Origin of the sequence: Halomonas sp. Y3 (assembly GCF_024137965.1) — a bacterium.
In the GTDB taxonomy this organism is placed as follows: domain Bacteria; phylum Pseudomonadota; class Gammaproteobacteria; order Pseudomonadales; family Halomonadaceae; genus Halomonas; species Halomonas mongoliensis.
Genome location: NZ_CP099975.1, coordinates 2,113,352 through 2,131,867, shown reverse-complemented (window position 1 = coordinate 2,131,867; position 18,516 = coordinate 2,113,352). Strand labels below are relative to the sequence as shown.

The 18,516-nt window shown below is 66.6% G+C and carries 21 protein-coding genes and 1 tRNA gene; 18 read left to right on the top strand and 4 right to left on the bottom strand.

Translation table 11 applies throughout. The annotated features are described in order from the left end of the window. Position 1: 1 nt before the first annotated feature. A tRNA-Pro gene (locus NHL60_RS10205) sits at positions 2-78 on the bottom strand. Positions 79-291: 213 nt separating this feature from the next. Here NHL60_RS10205 and NHL60_RS10200 point away from each other — a divergent pair. Genes NHL60_RS10200 through NHL60_RS10190 form a run of 3 tightly spaced genes read left to right on the top strand, consistent with a single transcriptional unit; the run spans position 292 to position 3,056 of the window. Then, positions 292-1,920 carry a BCCT family transporter gene (locus tag NHL60_RS10200; RefSeq protein WP_253442914.1) on the top strand — a complete coding sequence of 543 codons (1,629 nt, stop codon included), beginning with the start codon at positions 292-294 and terminating at the stop codon, positions 1,918-1,920. Positions 1,921-1,971: 51 nt separating this feature from the next. Continuing rightward, positions 1,972-2,325 carry a CidA/LrgA family protein gene (locus NHL60_RS10195; protein WP_253442912.1) on the top strand — a complete coding sequence of 118 codons (354 nt, stop codon included), beginning with the start codon at positions 1,972-1,974 and terminating at the stop codon, positions 2,323-2,325. Then, positions 2,322-3,056 (top strand): LrgB family protein, encoded by a 735-nt coding sequence (locus NHL60_RS10190; protein WP_253442909.1) that lies wholly within the window; start codon positions 2,322-2,324, stop codon positions 3,054-3,056. Before NHL60_RS10195 ends, NHL60_RS10190 begins: the two co-directional genes overlap by 4 nt. Before the next feature lie 66 nt (positions 3,057-3,122). On the opposite strand, the gene NHL60_RS10185 is transcribed toward NHL60_RS10190, so the two are convergent. Next, positions 3,123-3,476: a hypothetical protein gene (locus tag NHL60_RS10185; protein WP_253442906.1), complete on the bottom strand. Its 354-nt coding sequence runs from the start codon at positions 3,474-3,476 to the stop codon at positions 3,123-3,125. 160 nt (positions 3,477-3,636) lie between these two features. On the opposite strand from NHL60_RS10185, the gene NHL60_RS10180 reads away from it, so the two are divergent. The 5 genes from NHL60_RS10180 to NHL60_RS10160 all read left to right on the top strand — a co-directional run bounded on the left by NHL60_RS10180 (position 3,637) and on the right by NHL60_RS10160 (position 8,322). After that, a complete protein-coding gene (locus NHL60_RS10180) occupies positions 3,637-3,810 on the top strand; it encodes a DUF2970 domain-containing protein (protein ID WP_253442904.1) in 174 nt (57 codons plus the stop codon). 201 nt (positions 3,811-4,011) lie between these two features. Beyond that, positions 4,012-5,130: a cytochrome c oxidase subunit II gene (gene coxB, locus NHL60_RS10175; RefSeq protein WP_253442901.1), complete on the top strand. Its 1,119-nt coding sequence runs from the start codon at positions 4,012-4,014 to the stop codon at positions 5,128-5,130. A 51-nt stretch (positions 5,131-5,181) separates the two neighbouring features. After that, entirely contained in the window at positions 5,182-6,813 is a 1,632-nt protein-coding gene (gene ctaD, locus NHL60_RS10170) for a cytochrome c oxidase subunit I (RefSeq protein WP_253442899.1), read from the top strand. A gap of 31 nt (positions 6,814-6,844) precedes the next feature. Next, positions 6,845-7,465, top strand: a complete 621-nt coding sequence (locus NHL60_RS10165) for a cytochrome c oxidase assembly protein (RefSeq protein ID WP_253442896.1) — start codon at positions 6,845-6,847, stop codon at positions 7,463-7,465. Continuing rightward, positions 7,462-8,322: a cytochrome c oxidase subunit 3 gene (locus NHL60_RS10160; protein WP_253442893.1), complete on the top strand. Its 861-nt coding sequence runs from the start codon at positions 7,462-7,464 to the stop codon at positions 8,320-8,322. The genes NHL60_RS10165 and NHL60_RS10160 overlap by 4 nt, the downstream gene beginning before the upstream one ends. Here NHL60_RS10160 and NHL60_RS10155 read toward each other — a convergent pair. Then, positions 8,319-8,513, bottom strand: a complete 195-nt coding sequence (locus tag NHL60_RS10155; RefSeq protein WP_253442890.1) for a DUF2909 family protein — start codon at positions 8,511-8,513, stop codon at positions 8,319-8,321. The two genes, NHL60_RS10160 and NHL60_RS10155, sit on opposite strands and share 4 nt — an antisense overlap. Positions 8,514-8,523: 10 nt before the next feature. On the opposite strand from NHL60_RS10155, the gene NHL60_RS10150 reads away from it, so the two are divergent. The 4 genes from NHL60_RS10150 to cyoE are packed head-to-tail and all read left to right on the top strand — an operon-like array spanning position 8,524 to position 11,846. After that, positions 8,524-9,267 (top strand): SURF1 family protein, encoded by a 744-nt coding sequence (locus NHL60_RS10150; protein WP_253442888.1) that lies wholly within the window; start codon positions 8,524-8,526, stop codon positions 9,265-9,267. Next, a complete protein-coding gene (locus NHL60_RS19580; protein WP_301271057.1) occupies positions 9,260-9,808 on the top strand; it encodes a hypothetical protein in 549 nt (182 codons plus the stop codon). Before NHL60_RS10150 ends, NHL60_RS19580 begins: the two co-directional genes overlap by 8 nt. Positions 9,809-9,856: 48 nt before the next feature. Further along, entirely contained in the window at positions 9,857-10,921 is a 1,065-nt protein-coding gene (locus NHL60_RS10140; RefSeq protein ID WP_253452126.1) for a heme A synthase, read from the top strand. 7 nt (positions 10,922-10,928) lie between these two features. Then, on the top strand, positions 10,929-11,846 hold the full coding sequence (cyoE, locus tag NHL60_RS10135; protein WP_253452124.1) for a heme o synthase: 918 nt from the start codon (positions 10,929-10,931) through the stop codon (positions 11,844-11,846). A 75-nt stretch (positions 11,847-11,921) separates the two neighbouring features. On the opposite strand, the gene NHL60_RS10130 is transcribed toward cyoE, so the two are convergent. Then, positions 11,922-13,379 (bottom strand): DASS family sodium-coupled anion symporter, encoded by a 1,458-nt coding sequence (locus tag NHL60_RS10130; protein WP_253442885.1) that lies wholly within the window; start codon positions 13,377-13,379, stop codon positions 11,922-11,924. 321 nt (positions 13,380-13,700) lie between these two features. Here NHL60_RS10130 and NHL60_RS10125 point away from each other — a divergent pair, with 321 nt between their 5' ends. The 6 genes from NHL60_RS10125 to rplT all read left to right on the top strand — a co-directional run bounded on the left by NHL60_RS10125 (position 13,701) and on the right by rplT (position 18,513). Further along, entirely contained in the window at positions 13,701-14,168 is a 468-nt protein-coding gene (locus tag NHL60_RS10125; protein ID WP_253442882.1) for a DUF2489 domain-containing protein, read from the top strand. Positions 14,169-14,434: 266 nt separating this feature from the next. Then, positions 14,435-15,091 (top strand): OmpA family protein, encoded by a 657-nt coding sequence (locus tag NHL60_RS19575; protein ID WP_301271056.1) that lies wholly within the window; start codon positions 14,435-14,437, stop codon positions 15,089-15,091. 257 nt (positions 15,092-15,348) lie between these two features. After that, positions 15,349-17,247 (top strand): threonine--tRNA ligase, encoded by a 1,899-nt coding sequence (gene thrS, locus NHL60_RS10115; RefSeq protein ID WP_253442879.1) that lies wholly within the window; start codon positions 15,349-15,351, stop codon positions 17,245-17,247. 33 nt (positions 17,248-17,280) lie between these two features. After that, positions 17,281-17,823: a translation initiation factor IF-3 gene (gene infC, locus NHL60_RS10110; RefSeq protein WP_299310866.1), complete on the top strand. Its 543-nt coding sequence runs from the start codon at positions 17,281-17,283 to the stop codon at positions 17,821-17,823. Positions 17,824-17,929: 106 nt separating this feature from the next. After that, positions 17,930-18,124: a 50S ribosomal protein L35 gene (gene rpmI / locus NHL60_RS10105; RefSeq protein WP_089725334.1), complete on the top strand. Its 195-nt coding sequence runs from the start codon at positions 17,930-17,932 to the stop codon at positions 18,122-18,124. Between the two features lie 35 nt (positions 18,125-18,159). Beyond that, on the top strand, positions 18,160-18,513 hold the full coding sequence (gene rplT, locus NHL60_RS10100) for a 50S ribosomal protein L20 (RefSeq protein WP_013332273.1): 354 nt from the start codon (positions 18,160-18,162) through the stop codon (positions 18,511-18,513). Positions 18,514-18,516 lie beyond the last annotated feature (3 nt).

Sequence of the window (18,516 nt, the reverse complement as noted above, 5' to 3'; positions counted from 1 at the left end):
GTGGTCGGAGCGACAGGATTCGAACCTGCGACCTTTGCAACCCCATTGCAACGCGCTACCAAGCTGCGCCACGCTCCGACTCTGTCTTTCGGGTTCCTGACCGTTTGGCCTCTCCCCTTAGGACGAGGCGTATACTAGCGCGTTCGCAGGCGAATGAAAAGCCCCTTTTGCACTTCTTTTTCAGGTGGTTGGCTCGGCTCGCCTCTGAAGTCCTGCGGGCTTTGCTCTATCATGGGCTAGTGGCGGCGCGTCCGCGACACCCATCCAGCCTCAGGCAACAAGGATCTCGGCATGTACGGACAGGCGGAGCGCGGGCCGCTCAAGGGCATGAATCCCCGCATCACCCTGGTGACAGTGGTGGTGGTGGCAATATCCCTGATCTACGGGGCCTTCTACACCGAGCGGTTGGCCCACGGCCTGGCGGCGGCACGCCTGGTGCTGGACCCCTTCCTGGAGTGGTACTACGTGCTGCTGGTGGCCTTCCTGCTGCTCTTCATGGTGTGGCTAGGCGTGGGGCGCTACAAGAACGTGCGCCTGGGGGGCGACTTCGAGCAGCCGGAGTTCACCTTCTTCTCCTGGGTGTCGATGCTGTTTGCCGCCGGCACCGGGGTGGGGATCCTGTTCTGGGCGGTGGCCCAGCCGATCCTGCAGTTTCAGGATAACCCCTTTATCGCCGAGGGGATGACGCCGGATGCGGCGCGGGTAGCGATGCGCCTGACCTATTTTCACTGGGGGCTCAACGGCTGGGCGATCTTCTCGTTTGTGGCTCTGGTGCTGGCCTACTTTTCCTACCGCTGGAACCTGCCGCTGACGATTCGCTCGGCGCTGCAGCCTTTGCTGGGCAAGCGGGTCGAGGGGCGTCTGGGGGATGCGGTGGACGTGCTGGCGGTGTTCGGTACCGTCTTCGGTATCGCCACCACCCTGGGGCTCGGCGTACAGCAGATGAACGCGGGGCTGGGGGCGCTGTTCGGATGGCCCAGTTCCACCTGGCTGCAGCTGACGGTGACCGCGGCGATCATGACGGTGGCGACCCTGTCGGTGGTCTCCGGGGTCAAGAGGGGGGTGCGTCTGCTCTCCGAGGCCAACTTCTGGCTGAGCATCGCGGTGGTGGTGTTCCTGCTGCTGTTCGGCCCCACCCAGTATCTGGTCGCCATCACCGTGGAGTCGGCGGGGGATTACATCCAGAACCTGATGGGGATGACCTTCCATACCAATGCCACCCGGGACGATGGCTGGCAGGCGGAGTGGACGGTGTTCTTCTGGGGCTGGTGGCTGGCCTGGTCGCCCTTCGTGGGAATGTTTATCGCCAGGGTCTCCCGGGGGCGTACCTTCCGGGAGTTCGTGATGGGGGTGCTGCTGGTGCCCACGGTGATCACGGTGGTGTGGATCGGCCTGTTCGGCGGTACGGCGCTCTACCACGAGCTGTTCGGAGGCGGTGGCATCGTCGCGGCGGTGGAAAAGGACGTGGCCACGGCGCTCTTCGCCACCATCGAGGCGATGGAGCTTGGTCAGGCGGGCCGGCTGGTGTCGCTGGCGCTGGTGGTGCTGATCGCCACCTACCTGATCACTTCCGCCAACGCCGGTACCCTGGTGATCAACACCATTCTCTCCGGCGGCGACCCCGAGCCGCCCACCTTCCACCGCATCCTCTGGGGGGCGGTGCTGGGTCTGCTCACCGCGGTGCTGCTGATGGCCGGTGGCCTCGAGACCCTGCAGGCGGCGGTGATCATGGCGGCGCTGCCGTTCTCTGTGGTGATCATGCTGATGATCGCCGGGCTGCTCAAGGCGCTGCATCGCGAGCGCTATGCGGCGCGGACCGGTGAGCGGGCCGAGGCGCCCCGCGAGCCCTGGGCCGATCTGGACGATGCCGGTGTAGAGCCGGTGCCGGTTTCCGATGACGAGGCCCACAAGGCCCACTGAGCCCCGGGCGGCACTGCCTGGTGCCGCCCCCACGCGACAAGGAGGGGTGTCATGCCGCTGATCATGGGGATGAGCGTGCTGCTGATCTGCCAGTTTCTGGGGGAGCTGCTGGCCCGGGGGCTGATGCTGCCGGTGCCGGGGCCCGTCTTCGGCATGGTGATCCTGCTGGTGGGGCTGATGGTGCGGGGTAAGGTGCCCGACAGCCTGCGTCTCACCGGGGAGGGGTTGCTGCGCTATCTGACGCTGCTCTTCGTGCCGGCCGGGGTGGGGCTGATGGTGCACGGGGCGCTGATCGGGCGCGACCTGTGGCCGATCCTGATCACCCTGGTGGTGTCCACGGCACTCACCCTGGGCGTGACGGCCTGGGTGCTGGACCGCCTGAACCGCCGGAGGAGCCGACAGTGAATTTCGCCGACCTCGACCAGCTGTGGGTCTACCTCTCCGGCAGCCCGCTGCTCTCGCTGCTGGCGACCCTGCTGATCTTCGCCCTGGCGGTGAGGATCAACAGGGCGCTGGGCGGAACGCCGCTACTCCACCCCGTGACGCTCTCCATCGCCATGCTGATCGGCCTGCTGCTGCTGGTGGACATGGACTACGCCACCTACTTCGAGGGGGCGCAGTTCATCCACTTCCTGCTGGGGCCCGCCACGGTGGCGCTGGCCATTCCGCTCTACGACCATCGGGAGCGGGTGCGTCGCCTGCTGGGGCCGCTGCTGATCGCCTGCATGACGGGTATCGTCACCGCCGTGGCCTCCACCCTGGGGCTTGCCATGGCGCTGGGGGCCCGGGCCGAGACGGTGCTCTCCCTGGCGCCGCGCTCGGTGACCTCGCCCATTGCCATGGGGATTGCGGAGCAGATCGGGGGAATCCCGTCGCTTGCGGCGGGCCTGGTGCTGCTGACCGGTTCCATCGGCTGTGCGCTGTCGCCCTGGGTGTTTCGGCTGCTGCGGATCAAGGATCCGGCCGTGCAGGGGTTCTCCCTGGGGCTTTCGGCCCACGGTTTCGGCACCGCCCAGGCCTTTGCCCGCATCGGTGCGGTGGCGGGCGCCTTCTCGGGCCTTGCCATGGGGTTGACCGGCCTGCTCACCGCCTTCCTGCTGCCGCTGCTGACGGGGCTGTTCGGGCTGGGTAGTTGATGGCCGCAGGGGGTCAACGCAGAACGGCGCCGAGTGGCGCCGTTCTGCGTTGGAAGGGCCGGAGGGTCAAATCTCTTCCCAGATCCGCTTGCGGAAATCGTGGCTGAGCTGGGCGGCGTGCTCCACGCGCTTCATCTGGGCGTCGCTGATCTGCTGCACCATCTTCTGGTAGCACTCCTGGACCTCTTCGGGGGTCTTGGGCTGTTCGCCATCGAAGCACTTGGCGATCTGCTCGCCGCTCTCGGCGATGGCCTTGAGAAACTGGGCCTCGAACTGCATGGCATCGGCCAGGCTCTCCATCCAGGCAAGCTGCATGCGCGCCACAGGGTTGCCGCCCCTGGCCAGCTGCTGCTGCCACCAGGCGAGCATGGGGTTGGCATTCATCATGCCAGGGTCCATGCCGAAGGGATTGGTCTTCATGTTCGCCTCCTGATCGGGCCCCGCAGGGCGCGTTTCGGGAAAAGTGTTGTTAAGCACCTACAGTATAGGAGACGGGGGGTGTTTCAGCCTTCGAGACAAGGTCGCAGCCCTGAGTGATGATGCTGGTCGCAAGGCCAGGCCGGAGTGGCAGGAGCCGCCTATGTGGAAGGTGATTCGTTCGGTACTGGCCGCCTTTCTGGGCGTCCAGAAGGAAGAGCAGCGCAGGGAGGACTTCGAGAAGGGCCGGCCGCTAACCTTTATCGTCACCGGCCTGATGCTGGGGCTGCTGTTCGTGGCGCTGGTGGCGGCGGTTGCCATCGGCGTCGCCCGCTGAGCTGATCCCGTTGAAAGTGGCGTTGGTGGGCGGCGGGGCCGTGGCGCTTTGTCGCACCGGGGTTGTCTATACTCAGTTTCGAATGCGGCTAATGCAGCGTTAATCGTGCGGGAGGCGCTCCTCGGGCCCCCACCACCGGCGTTCCCCGACTTCCCTGGCCGGTCCGCGCGTGATCACAATAACAAGCGAGAGGAGACGCCGATGCGCATGTCGTTCGTGTGGATGGCGAGCGGTCTGGTCGGGTCTGCGGCTGCGCCCGCCGCCCTGGCCAGTGGCTGGAACATGCCGGTCGGAGTGACGGACCTCAGCGCCGAGATCCACTCCCTGCACATGACCATCTTCTGGATCTGCGTGATCATCGGTCTCGTGGTGTTCGGGGTGATGTTCTACTCCCTGTTCAAGTATCGCCGTTCCCGGGGCGCCAAGGCGGCCCACTTCCACGAGAACACCACCGTGGAGGTGATCTGGACCGCCGTGCCGCTGCTGATCTTGATCGGCATGGCGGTGCCGGCCACCGCCACCCTCAAGAAGATGTACGACACCTCCGATGCCGAGCTCGATGTCATGATCATCGGTCAGCAGTGGCGCTGGCGCTATGAGTACCTGGGCGAGGATGTCGCCTTCAACTCCAGCATGAGCACGCCCAGGGCGCAGATTCGCGGCGAAGAGCCCCGCGGTGAGCACTACCTGCTGGAGGTGGACAACCCCCTGGTGCTGCCGATCAACCGCAAGGTCCGCTTCCTGATGACCTCCGACGATGTCATCCACTCCTGGTGGGTGCCGGACTTTGCCGTGAAGCAGGACACCATTCCCGGCTTCATCAACGAGAACTGGGTGCGTATCAACGAGCCCGGTATCTACCGCGGCCAGTGCGCCGAGCTCTGTGGCATGGACCACGGCTTCATGCCCATCGTGGTGCATGCCATGGAGGAGGAGGAGTTCGACGCCTGGCTGGTCGAGCGCCGGGAGGAGGCGGAGCAGGAGGCCATGGGTGCCGATCGCGAGTGGGCGCTGGAGGAGCTGATGGAGCGGGGTGAGATGGTCTACGCCAGCATCTGTGCGTCTTGCCACCAGCCCGAAGGGCAGGGGGCGGCGCCGGCCTTCCCGGCCCTTGCCGGCAACCAGCGGCTGCTCGACGACCTCGCCTGGCATCTGGATGTCATCGTCAACGGCGTTTCCGGTACGGCGATGCCGGCCTTCCGCAGTACCTTGAACCCGGTCGAGCTTGCCGCCGTCACCACCTGGACGCGCAACGCCTGGGGTAACGACACCGGTGACGCCGTGCAGCCCTCGGCGGTGGTCGAGAAGCTTGCCCAGTAACTGCCCGATCACCTGGCGAACGATAACAATGACAGATCAGGGAGATTCACGATGGCGCCCAAGTTGCCTCCGCATCACCCCGTCCAGCAGAGCAGCACGGTCAGCGGCGCCGGCCAGGCAGCGGCCCATGCCGCGCCCCGTGGCCTGATGCGCTGGCTGCTGACCACCAACCACAAGGAGATCGGCAGCCTCTACCTGATCTTCTCGCTGAGCATGTTCTTCATCGGCGGCATCTTCGCCCTGGTGGTGCGCGCCGAGCTGTTCCAGCCGGGGCTGCAGCTGGTCAATCCCGAGTTCTTCAACCAGATGACCACCATGCACGGCCTGATCATGGTCTTCGCGGCGGTGATGCCGGCCTTTACCGGGCTCGCCAACTGGATGATTCCGCTGCAGATCGGGGCGCCGGACATGGCCCTGCCGCGCCTCAACAACTTCAGCTTCTGGCTGCTGCCGGTGGCCTTCACGCTGCTGCTCTCGACCCTGCTGATGCCGGGGGGCGGGCCCAACTTCGGCTGGACCTTCTATGCGCCGCTCTCCACCACCTATGCGCCGCCGTCCACCACCTTCTTTATCCTCTCGCTGCATATCGCGGGCATCAGCTCGATCCTCGGTGCCATCAACATCATCGCCACCATCCTCAACATGCGCGCCCCGGGGATGCGCCTGATGGACATGCCGCTGTTCTGCTGGACCTGGCTGATCACCGCCTTCCTGCTGATCGCGGTGATGCCGGTGCTGGCCGGGGTGATCACCATGATGCTGATGGATATCAACTTCGGTACTCACTTCTTCAACGCCGCCGGCGGCGGCGATCCGGTGCTCTTCCAGCATCTCTTCTGGTTCTTCGGGCACCCCGAGGTCTACATCATGATCCTGCCGGCCTTCGGCATCGTCTCGGCGATCATCCCGACCTTCGCCCGCAAGCCGCTGTTCGGCTACGCCTCCATGGTCTACGCCACGGCCGCCATCGCCATTCTCTCCTTCCTGGTGTGGGCCCACCACATGTTCGTGGTGGGGCTGCCGCTGGCCGCCGAGCTCTTCTTCATGTACACCACCATGATCATCGCGGTGCCTACCGGGGTGAAGGTGTTCAACTGGATCACCACCCTGTTCCGCGGCTCCATCACCTTCGAACCCCCCATGCTCTTCGCCCTGGCTTTCGTGGTGCTCTTCACCATCGGCGGCTTCTCCGGGCTGATGCTGGCCATCGCCCCGGCGGACTTCCAGTACCACGATACCTACTTCGTGGTGGCTCATTTCCACTATGTGCTGGTGCCGGGGGCGGTGTTCGCCATCATGGCGGGGGGCTACTACTGGCTGCCCAAGTGGACCGGCCACTACCCCAACGTGAAGCTGGCCCAGTGGCACTTCTGGCTCTCGGTGATCGGCGTCAACCTGACCTTCTTCCCCATGCACTTCGCGGGCCTGGCCGGCATGCCGCGACGTATCCCCGATTACGCCCTGCAGTTCGCCGACTTCAACCTGGTGTCGAGCCTGGGGGCCTTCATGTTCGGTGCCTCGCAGCTGGTGTTCGTGGCGGTGGTGATCCTCTGCGTGCGCGGCGGCGAGAGGGCGCCGGCCAAGGCCTGGGAGGGCGCCACCGACCTGGAGTGGACGGTGCCGAGCCCGGCGCCGCTGCACACCTTCGAGACGCCGCCGACCTTCAGGCCCCAGGCGCACTGAGCCTCGCCGGGCCCAGCAGAGGAGGTGACCCATGACCGATGCAAGACGCCCCCCACCCAACCCTGGCGTGCGCCGTACGGTGATTCGCTCGGTGGCCGCCCTGGTGGGCATGTTCGCCTTCGCCTTTGCCCTGGTGCCACTCTATGACGTCTTCTGTCGCGTCACCGGCATCAACGGCAAGGTGGATACCACCGCCCAGGCCATCGTGCATGAGGGGGTGGATGACTCCCGCTACGTCACGGTTCAGTTCATCACCCGCAACGGGGCCGGCCTGCCCTGGAACCTCGAGGTGGAAACGCGGCAGCTGCGTGTCCACCCGGGGCAGACCACCGAGGTGGGGTTCGCCTTTCAGAACGCCAGCGGAGAGGGCACCTGGGGCCGGGCCGTGCCCAGCGTCTCTCCCTCCAATGCCTCGCGCCACCTGCGCAAGGTGAGCTGCTTCTGCTTCGAGGAGCAGCACCTCGAGGCGGGTGAGCGCCTGGAGCTGCCGCTGGTCTTCCAGCTGGCCCGGGACCTGCCCCCCGAGGTCAATACCGTGACGCTGGTCTACACCCTCTACCCGGTCGAGCGCGACCCGGTCGAGCGCGACGGCAAGGCGCAGCAGGGGCGGGTTGCCGGTGGCGTTGCCAGCAATGAAGGAGGTGAGGCATGAGCGGTGGCAGCTACTATGTTCCGGCAACCAGCAAGTGGCCGATCCTGGGCTCACTGGCCCTGGGCCTGATGATGGTCGGCACCGGCATGGTGCTGGTCTACGACCGCGGGACCCTGCTGATGGTGGTGGGCATCCTGTCGGTGCTGGCGGTGATGGCGCTATGGTTCCGCGACGTGGTGAGGGAGTCCCGGCAGGGGCTCTACGACGCCCAGATGGACCGCTCCTTCCGCCAGGGGATGGGCTGGTTCATCTTCTCCGAGGTGATGTTCTTCGGCGCTTTCTTCGCCGCGCTCTTCTATATCCGCACCTTTGCGCTGCCCTGGCTCGACGGCGAGGGCGCCAAGGGGGTGGCGGCGCTGCTGTGGCCCGACTTCGTGGCCAGCTGGCCGCTGATGAGCCCGCCAGACCCGGCCGTTGTCGGCCCCGAGCAGACCTTCAGCCCCTGGCAGCTGCCCCTGGTCAATACGCTGATCCTGGTGGGGTCCAGTATCACCCTGACCGTCGCCCATGAGGGGCTCAAGGAGGGCGAGCGGGCCACGACCCGTAACTGGCTCGCCGCCACCCTGGTGCTGGCGGTGAGCTTCATCATCATCCAGGGGGTGGAGTACTACGAGGCCTATGCCCACTATGGCATCACCCTGGAGGCGGGGATCTACGGGGCGACCTTCTTCCTGCTCACCGGCTTTCATGGGGTCCACGTGATCATCGGCGCCAGCATCCTGGCGGTGATGCTGGTGCGGGTGCTCAGGGGGCACTTCGCCCGCGACAACCACTTCGGCTTCGAGGCGGCCTGCTGGTACTGGCACTTCGTCGACGTGGTGTGGGTCGGGCTCTTCCTGTTCGTCTATGTCTTCTAGCCCGCCAGGCCGCCGGCGTAGAAGCCGTAGAAGAGCAGGCCGAGCAGGGCGGCGGCGAGGGCGACGCGTACCTTGAGTGACACGAGCAGGCGGCGGGAGGTGCCGCCGTCACGCAGCAGGAAGCCGGCACCGGCGGCCAGGCTCACCAGCATGGAGAGGAACACCAGGGCAATGAGGACCTTGAGCAGCATGGGAGACTCCGTGGGCGATACGTCCCGTCAGCATGCCCGCCGCGGGCGCTGGCGGCAACGCCTGTGGTGGGCGCTGTGGGGGCCGCTGGTGCTGCTGGGCCTGTGGCTCGGGGCCTGGCAGTGGGAGCGGGCCGGCGAGAAGCGTGACTATCTGGCGGCGCTGGAGTCGGCGCCGCACCTGGAGGCCCCCCGGGAGGTGCCGCCGGACGGCAGTCGCCTGACCCTCAGCGGTGAATACCTGCCCGAGCTGACCCTGTTTCTCGACAATCGCGTGCTGGAGGGGCGTCACGGCGTGGCGCCGCTGACGCCGCTGCGCACCGATGACGGCCGCCTCTGGCTGGTGCAGCGCGGCTTTCTGGCCAGCGGAGCGGGGCGGGAGACGCCCGAGGTGGCCACTCCAGAGGGCAGCGTGACCCTGGAAGGACGCTGGCAGTCGGCGGGGAGCGGCACGCCGCTCTTCGGTCCCAACCGCGAAGGGCAGCGGCTGCAACGCATCGAGCTTACCGCCTGGGAGGAGGCCTTTGCCCACCAGGGCTGGCTGCATCTCGAGGCGGGGCCAGGGCACCTGACGCCCTGGTGGTCGCCCAGCGTGATGCCGCCGAGTCGCCATCTCGGCTATGCGGTGCAGTGGTGGGGGCTCGCGCTGGCGGCACTCGCCATGATGCTGATCGGTGGCCGGCGCCTGGCCCAGGACGCGCGGCACAGGGAGGTGCAGGACGCCTTATCGAAGCCCGGGGGAGAGAGCCATGAGTGAGGTTCAACGGATCCGCTTTTCACGCCTCAAGGTGCTGGCGCTGATCGCGCTCTTTGCGCTGCCGCTGCTGGTGGCCTGGAGCATGATCACCTTCCGTGTCGGGATCCCGGAGCAGCGTACCGCCCACGGTGAGCTGGCGCCGGACCTGCCGGAACTGCCGGCCTGGCCGCTGGCAGGCGCGCCGGCCGCCGAGCTCAGGGGTGACTGGGTGCTGGCCTTCGACTGCGGCGAGGGCTGCGAGGCGCTGGCCGACCAGTGGTGGCGCCTGCATCGGGCCCTGGGCCGGGAGGCGCCACGGGTCAGCCGGCTGCGGGTAGGGGGCGAGGCCCCGGCGCTCCCGGGCGAGCGGGTGGTGGCCTGGACGGAGAGGCCGGCCTGGCATGGGCCAGACCGGCTCTGGGTGCTGGACCCTCAGGGGCTGCCGGTGCTGGCCTACGGGCCCGAGGCCTCGCCCCGGGATGTGCTGGATGACGTCAATCGTCTGCTGCGGATGAATCCCGAGGTGGTGCCTCGAGAGGGTCGGCCGCTGGCGGGGCGATAGGGCATGGGCGGGCAGCCTGGAGCGATGAGAGGGAGTGCGATGACAGCAATGATCGAGGGAGCACAGCGCCGCCGGCTGCGCCAGCTGCTGGCCCTGAGCCTTGCCGGGGTGCTCTTCACCGTGGCGGTGATCCTGGTGGGGGTGTTTACCCGCCTGGTGGATGCGGGACTTGGCTGCCCGGACTGGCCGGGCTGCTACGGGCGGCTGGTGGTGCCCGACGAGTCCCGGGCCCTGGCGCATACGCCTGAGGCTCCCCTGGAGGCGTTCAAGGCCTGGGTGGAGATGGTGCATCGCTATGTGGCCTCGGCCCTGGGGCTGCTGGTGATCGCCCTGGTCGCGCTGGGTGCGCCGCTGCGCCGTCATGCCGACTACCCCTGGGGGGTGAGCCTCGCGCTGCTGGCGGTGATCCTGGTGCAGGGGGCCTTCGGCGCCTTTACCGTCACCCTCAAGCTGTGGCCCCAGGTGGTGACCCTGCATCTGCTGGGGGGGCTCGCGGTGATGCTGCTCTTTCTGTGGCTGCATCTGCGCCTGCGCCGCTGTGACCGGGGCCGCCTGGCACCCGGTGGGGTGGTGGCGCCGCGACGGCGCCTGACGCCGCTCTGGGGCCTGGCGGTGGCGCTGCTGGTGGGCCAGCTGGCTCTCGGCGGCTGGGTATCGAGCAACTACGCCGGTATCGCCTGCCAGGGCTTTCCGACCTGCAACGGCCAGTGGTGGCCCGCCATGGACTGGAGCGAGGGGTTCCATCTCACCCAGAGCGTGGGGCCCAACTACCTGCATGGTCAGCTCCACGCCGATGCGCGCACGGCGATCCAGGTGGGCCACCGCCTGGGAGCCCTGGCCCTGGGGCTGGCCCTGCTGGGGCTGGCCCTGCGCCACTGGCAGCAGGCGTCGCTGAGGCCCTGGCTCGGGGCGCTGCTGGCCACCTATGCGGTCCAGCTGGGGCTGGGCATCGCCAACGTGCTGCTCTGGCTGCCGCTCTGGCTTGCCCTGCTGCATACGGCGGGGGCCGTGGCGCTGGTGCTGGCGATGGCGATGGCGATCTGGGCATGGCGGGAGGCCGGCACTGCCCCCGCCCAACAACGACGGGCACAGAAGGAGTGGATCCATGTCTGAGGCAACGATGACACCCGCGGTGGTCACGGGAGCGGACTCGGCCCTGACGCAGGGCTGGGGCCTGCGCGACCTGATAACCCTCTGCAAGCCGCGGGTGGTGCTGGTGATGCTGGTGTGCGCCCTGGTGGGCATGGCCCTGGCGCGGCCGGTGCTGCCGTCACTGGCCGTGGTGATCTACGGTCTGGTCGGTATCGGGCTGGCCGCCGGGGGAGCCGCGGCCTTCAATCACGTGGTCGACCGGCGCCTGGACGCCATGATGCTGCGCACCTCGCGGCGCCCCCTGGCGTCGCGGCGCATGCCGAGTTCGGTGGCCCTGGCCTGGGCCACGCTGCTCTCGGTGGCCGGCATCGGTCTGCTGGCCTGGCAGGTCAATGCGCTGACCGCTTGGCTGACCCTGGGCTCGCTGATCGGCTATGCGCTGGTCTATACCGCCTTTCTCAAGCACGCCACGCCCCAGAACATCGTGATCGGCGGGGTGGCCGGGGCGGCGCCGCCGCTGCTGGGCTGGACGGCGGTCACCGGCCAGCTGGGGCCCGAGCCGCTGCTGCTGATGCTGATCATCTTCGCCTGGACCCCGCCGCATTTCTGGGCCCTGGCGCTCCACAAGCGGGAGGAGTACGCCCGGGCCGGGGTGCCCATGCTGCCGGTGACCCACGGCGAGGCCTTCACTCGGCTGCAGGTGTGGCTCTACGGCTGGCTGACGGTGGCGGTGACCCTGCTGCCCTTTGCCATCGGCATGAGCGGGGCGGTCTATCTGGTCGGGGTCATGGTGCTCAATGCGCGCTTCATGTGGTGGAACTTCCGGGTGTGGCGGGGGCGTGACCCCCGAGCACCGCTCGCCGCCTTCTGGTTCTCCATCCGCTATATCCTGGCCCTCTTCGGCCTGCTGCTGCTGGACCACTACGCCATGGGACTGGCCTGGTAGCCGCGAGCCGAGAGGGAGGCAGTAACGCAAATGCCCGGCCAAGGCCGGGCATTTGCGTGGAGGGGGCGTGTCCCCCTACCAGAGGGTCGTGACCAGGAAGTAGGCCATCAGGGTGACCAGCACGGTGCTGGCCAGGTTGAGGGCGAAGCCGGCGCGAATCATCGACTGGATCTTCATATGGCCCGTGGCGAAGACGATGGCGTTGGGCGGCGTGGCCACCGGCATCATGAAGGCGCAGCTCGCGGCGATGGCGGCCGGCACGGTGACCAGCAGCGGCGAGATGTCCAGGGAGAGCGCCAGGGCGCCGAGCAGCGGCAGGAAGGCCGCGGCGGTGGCGGTGTTGGAGGTCACCTCGGTCAGGAAGATGATCACCAGCACCACCACGGCGATCATCGCCAGCAGCGGGAAGGTGCCGAAGATCGAGAGCTGCTCGGCGATCCACTCGGCAAGGCCGGTGCGGGTGATGGTGCCGGCCAGCGCCAGGCCGCCGCCGAACAGCAGGAGGATGCCCCAGGGGAGTTTCTGGGCCTCTTCCCAGATCATCAGTCGCTCGCCGTCGCCGCGGCCGCTGGGCACCAGGAAGAGCGTGACGCCGGCGGCAATGGCGATGCCGGTATCGGAGAGCCAGGAGAGCCCCAGGTCGTTGAGCAGCGGGCGCACCACCCAGGCCACGGCGGCCAGGGTGAAGACCACGGCCACGCGCTTCTCGGGGGCGCTCATGGGGCCGAGCTTGGCCAGCTCGTCGGAGACCATGCTGGCGCTGCCTTCGCCGGCTTGAATCCTGAAGCCGCCGCGGGTCAGCCACCACCAGGCCACGGCCATCATGGCGATGCTGATCGGCAGGCCGATCACCATCCACTGGGCGAAGCCGATATCGATGCCGCGATCCTCGGCCAGGTAGCCGGCCAGCAGAGCGTTGGGCGGCGTGCCGATGAGCGTGGCCACGCCGCCGATGCTGGCGGAGTAGGCGATGGCCAGCAGCAGGGCGGTGGCGTAGCGCTTCAGTTCGTCGGGGTCACTGTCCCCGAGCAGGCTGATCACCGACATGCCGATGGGCAGCATCATGATGGCGGTGGCGGTATTGGAGACCCACATGCTGAGAAAACCGGTGGCGATCATGAAGCCGGCGATCTGGCGGCGCGGCTCATGGCCGACCAGCTTCAGCACGTGCAGCGCCAGGCGCCGATGCAGGTTCCAGCGCTGCATGGCGATCCCCAGCAGGAAGCCGCCGAGGAACAGATAGATGATCGGGTTGGCGTAGCTGCCGGTGGCCTCGCCCATGGTGCCAAGCCCCAGGGCCGGTACCAGCACCATGGGCATCAGCGAGGTGACGGGGATGGGAATCGCCTCGGTGGACCACCAGGTGGCCATCAGCAGGGCCAGTCCCACGCAGGCCCAGGCGGCCTCGCTCATGCCGGAGGGGGGCGGCAGGATCAGGGTGGCCAGCAGCAGGGCGGGGCCCAGCCAGAGGCCGAAGCGGCCGGGGCCCGAGGGGCCCGTGGTCTTTTCGGGAGCGTCGGGGCTTGTCTGCATGCGTGACTCCGTGGATTGGGAGGGTATCGAAGAGGGCGCATTCTACTTAAGTGGAAGAGAGGCGCTAGGCCTGCCTTATTCGCCTTTAGTCTAACGCTATCGCGTCCAGAGGGGGCATCAGGGTATCTCTTGACGCCGGTCAATGCTCTCCTTGGCCCTGGCGGCGCTGCGCCCCCTCGGCTCCCCCGTCCGCTCTCTGGAAACCACTCCGGCTGGCGGGAGCGGCTGAGCGGGCTGGCCGAGCAGAGGGGGGTAGGGAGGAGCGAGCCGCATGGGTAGAATGGAGAGCCTTGCCCTTTCCCCATGACGTGGATACCCCTGATGACGACAACCACCGTGCTTCTACTGGCTGGCCTGGGACTGGTGATCATCGCCGGCCTGGGGGCCTATGCGTTCACCCTCTGGAAGGAGGTTCGCCGCCGAGAGGCGTTCCGCGAAGAGGAGGAGCAGCGCGCCCGCGACAACTGCCTGGAGAACCTCGAGCTTGTGGCCTCCGCCCTGCTGCAGGAACAGGTCGATATCACCGAGGGCGCCTGGCGCTGCAAGGTGCTGCTGGAGATCCTCGAGCCGCGCCTGCTGGAGCGCGAGGACTTCCGCCCCTTCGGCGAGGTCCATGCCCGCACCCGCCACCTGCATACCCACGAGGCGCGCCAGGCGCTGAGTCCCAAGGCGCGCTTCAAGGAGGATCGCGAGCGCCTGGCCGTGGAAGATGAGCTGCGCGAGGCGGTGCTGGAGGCGGCGCGCGCCGCCCTGGTCTTTCGTCGCGATTGGCCGGCAAGCCTCCATTGACGAGGGAGTGGAACGCTCGCTTTATCGAACACTGTGCGGTTTCGAGTCGATTCTGCTAATCTCGCGATAGGCGATTGAAAGATGTGCCGAGCTGCTGCAAGCTTGGCGCGTGCCGAGGCTCGCTGAGGCCGCTATCGGTCCACGGCCTGTCCGGTGCGGGTGTGTAGCGACATGATGTCGCTCCGCCCGATCGTCGGGATCATCTGGGAAGGCTGCGGCAACCGTGCCTGACCTGGAGCCAAGAAAAGAAAAGAAGGAGTTTTTTTATGAAAAAATCCACGACTGGCTTGCTGCTCGGTTCTGCTCTGGTGGTCGGCCTTGCCGGCTGTGCTACCCCGAACACCACTCCCTCCTCCGATCGTCCCTGGTACCAGCAGCCGGTGACCTGCGGCATCGCCGGCAGCCTGATCGGCGGCAGCATTGGCTACGCCACCAGCGGCAGCTCCGATGAGGAAGAGGGCGCCGCGACTGGTGCCGTCGCCGGTGCCGCCCTCGGCGCCCTGCTGTGCGCCGACCGCACCCCGGAGCCGGTTGCCGAGCCCGAGCCGATGCCCGAGCCTGAGCCCGAGCCGGTTCCCGAGTTCGAGCCGGTGACCCTCTCCAGTGAGGTGAACTTCGCGTTCGACTCCGACGCGCTGACTCCGGCCGCTGAGTCCACTCTGGACGAAGTCGCTCGTCGCCTGCGCGAGCACACCGATGTGCGCATCCGCATCGAAGGCCACACCGACTCCGTGGGCTCCGCCCAGTACAACCAGGGCCTCTCCGAGCGTCGTGCCAATTCCGTGCGCAGCTACCTGGAGAGCCAGGGCGTTGCCGGCGAGCGCATGATCGCCGTGGGCTACGGCGAAGAGCGTCCGGTCGCCACCAACGAGACCGACGAGGGCCGTGCCCTCAACCGTCGCGTCGAGATCGACCGCCAGTAAGCCTGGCACGCAAGACCGGCAAGCTAAGGGGGCGCCTGCGGGCGCCCCCTGTTGTCTTTGCCGGTCCGGTGGCACCGCGAGGTGTGACTCTGGTAAGGTAGCCGCCGCCCTTCGCGCCGCTGGCAAGGTGTCGCTGGTGTGGCGTTGCGCCACGCGCGGTGATGACCGGCGATCGTGACGGGCACCTTTTTCCATTCCTCGTTCACCGCGACACGTGGTCTCTCGTATGGGCCACCACTGCGCACAAGGACCTCTTCATGCCCATCGTGACACTGCCTGACGGCAGCCAGAGAACCTTCGACGAACCGATCACCGTGATGCAGCTGGCCGAGAGCATCGGCCCCGGCCTGGCCAAGGCCTGCGTGGCCGGCAAGATCGACGGTGTGGCGGTGGATGCCGCCGACGTGATCGAGCGCGACGCCGAGGTGGCCATTCTCACCGCCCGGGACCCCGAGGGGCTCGAGGTGATCCGCCACTCCTGCGCTCACCTGATCGGCCACGCCGTCAAGCAGCTCTTCCCGGAGGCCAAGATGGCCATCGGCCCGGTGATCGACGACGGCTTCTACTACGATATCGACTTCGGCCGTTCGGCGACCCCCGAGGATCTCGAGGCGATCGAGAAGCGCATGAAGCAGCTGATCGACCAGGACTACGACGTGGTCCGCGAGTATGTCGATCGTGACAAGGCCATGCTGACCTTCCTGCACCGCGACGAGCCCTACAAGCAGGAGATCGTCCGCGAGATTCCGGAAGGCGAGACCATTCGCCTCTACCATCACGAAGAGTACACCGACATGTGCCGGGGCCCCCATGTGCCCAATACCCGGCACCTGAAGGCGTTCAAGCTGACCAAGCTGGCCGGCGCCTACTGGCGCGGCGATGCCACCAAGCCGATGCTGACCCGCATCTACGGTACCGCCTGGCCGGACAAGAAGCAGCTCAAGGCCTACCTCAAGCGCCTCGAGGAGGCGGAGAAGCGCGATCACCGCAAGCTGGCCAGGAAGATGGACCTCTTCCACCTCCAGGAGGAGGCGCCGGGCATGGTCTTCTGGCACCCCAACGGCTGGACCATGTACCAGGCACTCGAGCAGTACATGCGCCGGGTGCAGATCGAGAACGGCTACCAGGAGATCAAGACCCCCCAGGTGGTGGACCTGACCCTGTGGAAGAAGTCCGGGCACTGGGGCCACTACAGTGAGCTGATGTTCACCACCGAGTCCGAGAAGCGTGACTATGCGGTAAAGCCCATGAATTGCCCCTGTCACGTGCAGGTGTTCAATCAGGGCCTCAAGAGCTACCGGGACCTGCCGCTGCGCCTGGCGGAGTTTGGCAGCTGCCACCGCAACGAGCCCTCCGGCTCCCTGCACGGCCTGATGCGGGTGCGCGCCTTCACCCAGGACGACGCCCACATCTTCTGTACCGAGAAGCAGATCCAGGCCGAGGCCGAGGACTTCATCGCCCTGACGCTGAAGGTCTACAAGGAGCTGGGCTTCGAGGACGTCGAGCTCAAGCTCTCTACCCGCCCCGAGGATTTCCTCGGCGAGCCCGAGATGTGGGACCGCGCTGAAGAAAGCCTCGAGGCGGCACTCAACTCCACCGGCCTGGAGTGGGAGCTGCAGCCGGGAGAGGGCGCCTTCTACGGGCCCAAGATCGAGTTCTCCCTGCGCGACTGTCTCAACCGGGTCTGGCAGTGCGGTACCCTGCAGCTGGACTTCAACCTGCCGGGCCGTCTCGGCGCCCAGTTCGTCGACGAGGACGGCGCGCGCAAGACCCCGGTGATGCTCCACCGGGCGATCCTCGGCTCCTTCGAGCGCTTCCTCGGCATCCTGATCGAGCACTATGCCGGCGCCATGCCGCTGTGGCTGGCGCCCCAGCAGGCGGTGATCCTCAATATCACCGATGCCCAGCGCGATTATGTGCAGAATCTCGAGGCGCGTTTGCAGAAAATCGGTCTGCGCGTCAAGGCGGACTTGAGGAACGAGAAGATCGGCTTTAAAATCCGGGAGCATACGTTGCAGAAAGTTCCCTATCTCCTCGTGGTGGGGGATAAGGAAGTCGAGGCCGACTCGGTGGCCGTGCGCACACGCACCGGCGAGGATCTGGGCACCATGCGGGTCGATGACCTCATTGAGCGTCTGAACGCCGAACTCGGCTGACGACATCGTCAATCGTCTTAAGGAGACTGAGCGATCAAGCGAAGCAACCCAAGAGGGCGCGTCCAGGATAAGCGCCCCCCGATGAACGAGCGCATTACCGAGGATCAGGTTCGCCTGATCGATAGCGACGGCGAGCAGCTGGGCGTCGTGCCCACCAGTGAAGCACTGGAGCGAGCCGAAGCGGCGGGACTGGACCTCGTGCAGATTTCCAACGCCGACCCCATCGTCTGCAAGATCATGGACTACGGCAAATTCGTCTTCGAGCAGAAGAAGCAGAAGTCCGCTCAGAAGAAGAAGACGAAGCAGATTCAGGTCAAGGAAGTCAAGTTCCGGCCTGGCACCGACGAGGGCGACTATCAGGTCAAGATGAAGAACCTGATCCGCTTCCTCGAAGGTGGCGACAAGGGCAAGGTCACGCTCCGCTTCCGCGGTCGCGAGATGGCGCACCAGGACCTCGGCCGCAAGCTGATGGAACGGATCGCCGCCGATCTCGAGGAGATCGGGACCGTGGAGTCCTTCCCGAAGATGGAAGGGCGCCAGATGATCATGATCGTTGCCCCGAAGAAGAAGCAGTAAGCAGTAGAGAAGAAGTGATCCGACGGCCGGTTCAACGGGCGGCAGGCGAAAAGCCTGCCGTTGGCCCCGGGTTTTCTGAAAAAACCTCGCAATGGAGTGTTCTTCCATGCCGAAGATCAAGAGCAACAGTGGCGCCGCCAAGCGCTTCAAGAAGACGGCCAACGGCTTCAAGCACAAGCAGTCTTTCCGTAGCCACATCCTGACCAAGAAGTCCACCAAGCGTAAGCGTCAGCTGCGCGGCATGAAGCAGATTCACGACGCCGACAAGGCGCTGATCCAGCGCATGCTGCCCAACCTGTAACCCTTGGTAGATCCCATTTTCGTCAGGAGTAAGCTATGACTCGTGTCAAGCGTGGCGTTGTCGCCCGTCGTCGTCACAAGAAGATTCTCAAGCAGGCCAAGGGTTACTACGGTGCCCGTAGCCGCGTGTTCCGCGTCGCCAAGCAGGCCGTCATCAAGGCCGGCCAGTACGCTTACCGTGACCGCCGCCAGCGCAAGCGCCAGTTCCGCGCCCTGTGGATCCAGCGTATCAATGCCGGTGCCCGTCAGCACGGTCTCTCCTACAGCCGCTTCGTCGGTGGCCTGAAGAAGGCCGGTATCGAGATCGACCGCAAGGTCCTGGCTGACCTGGCCGTCAACGAGAAGGCCGCCTTTGCAGCCATCGTCGAGAAGGCCAAGGCTGCCCAGTAAGCG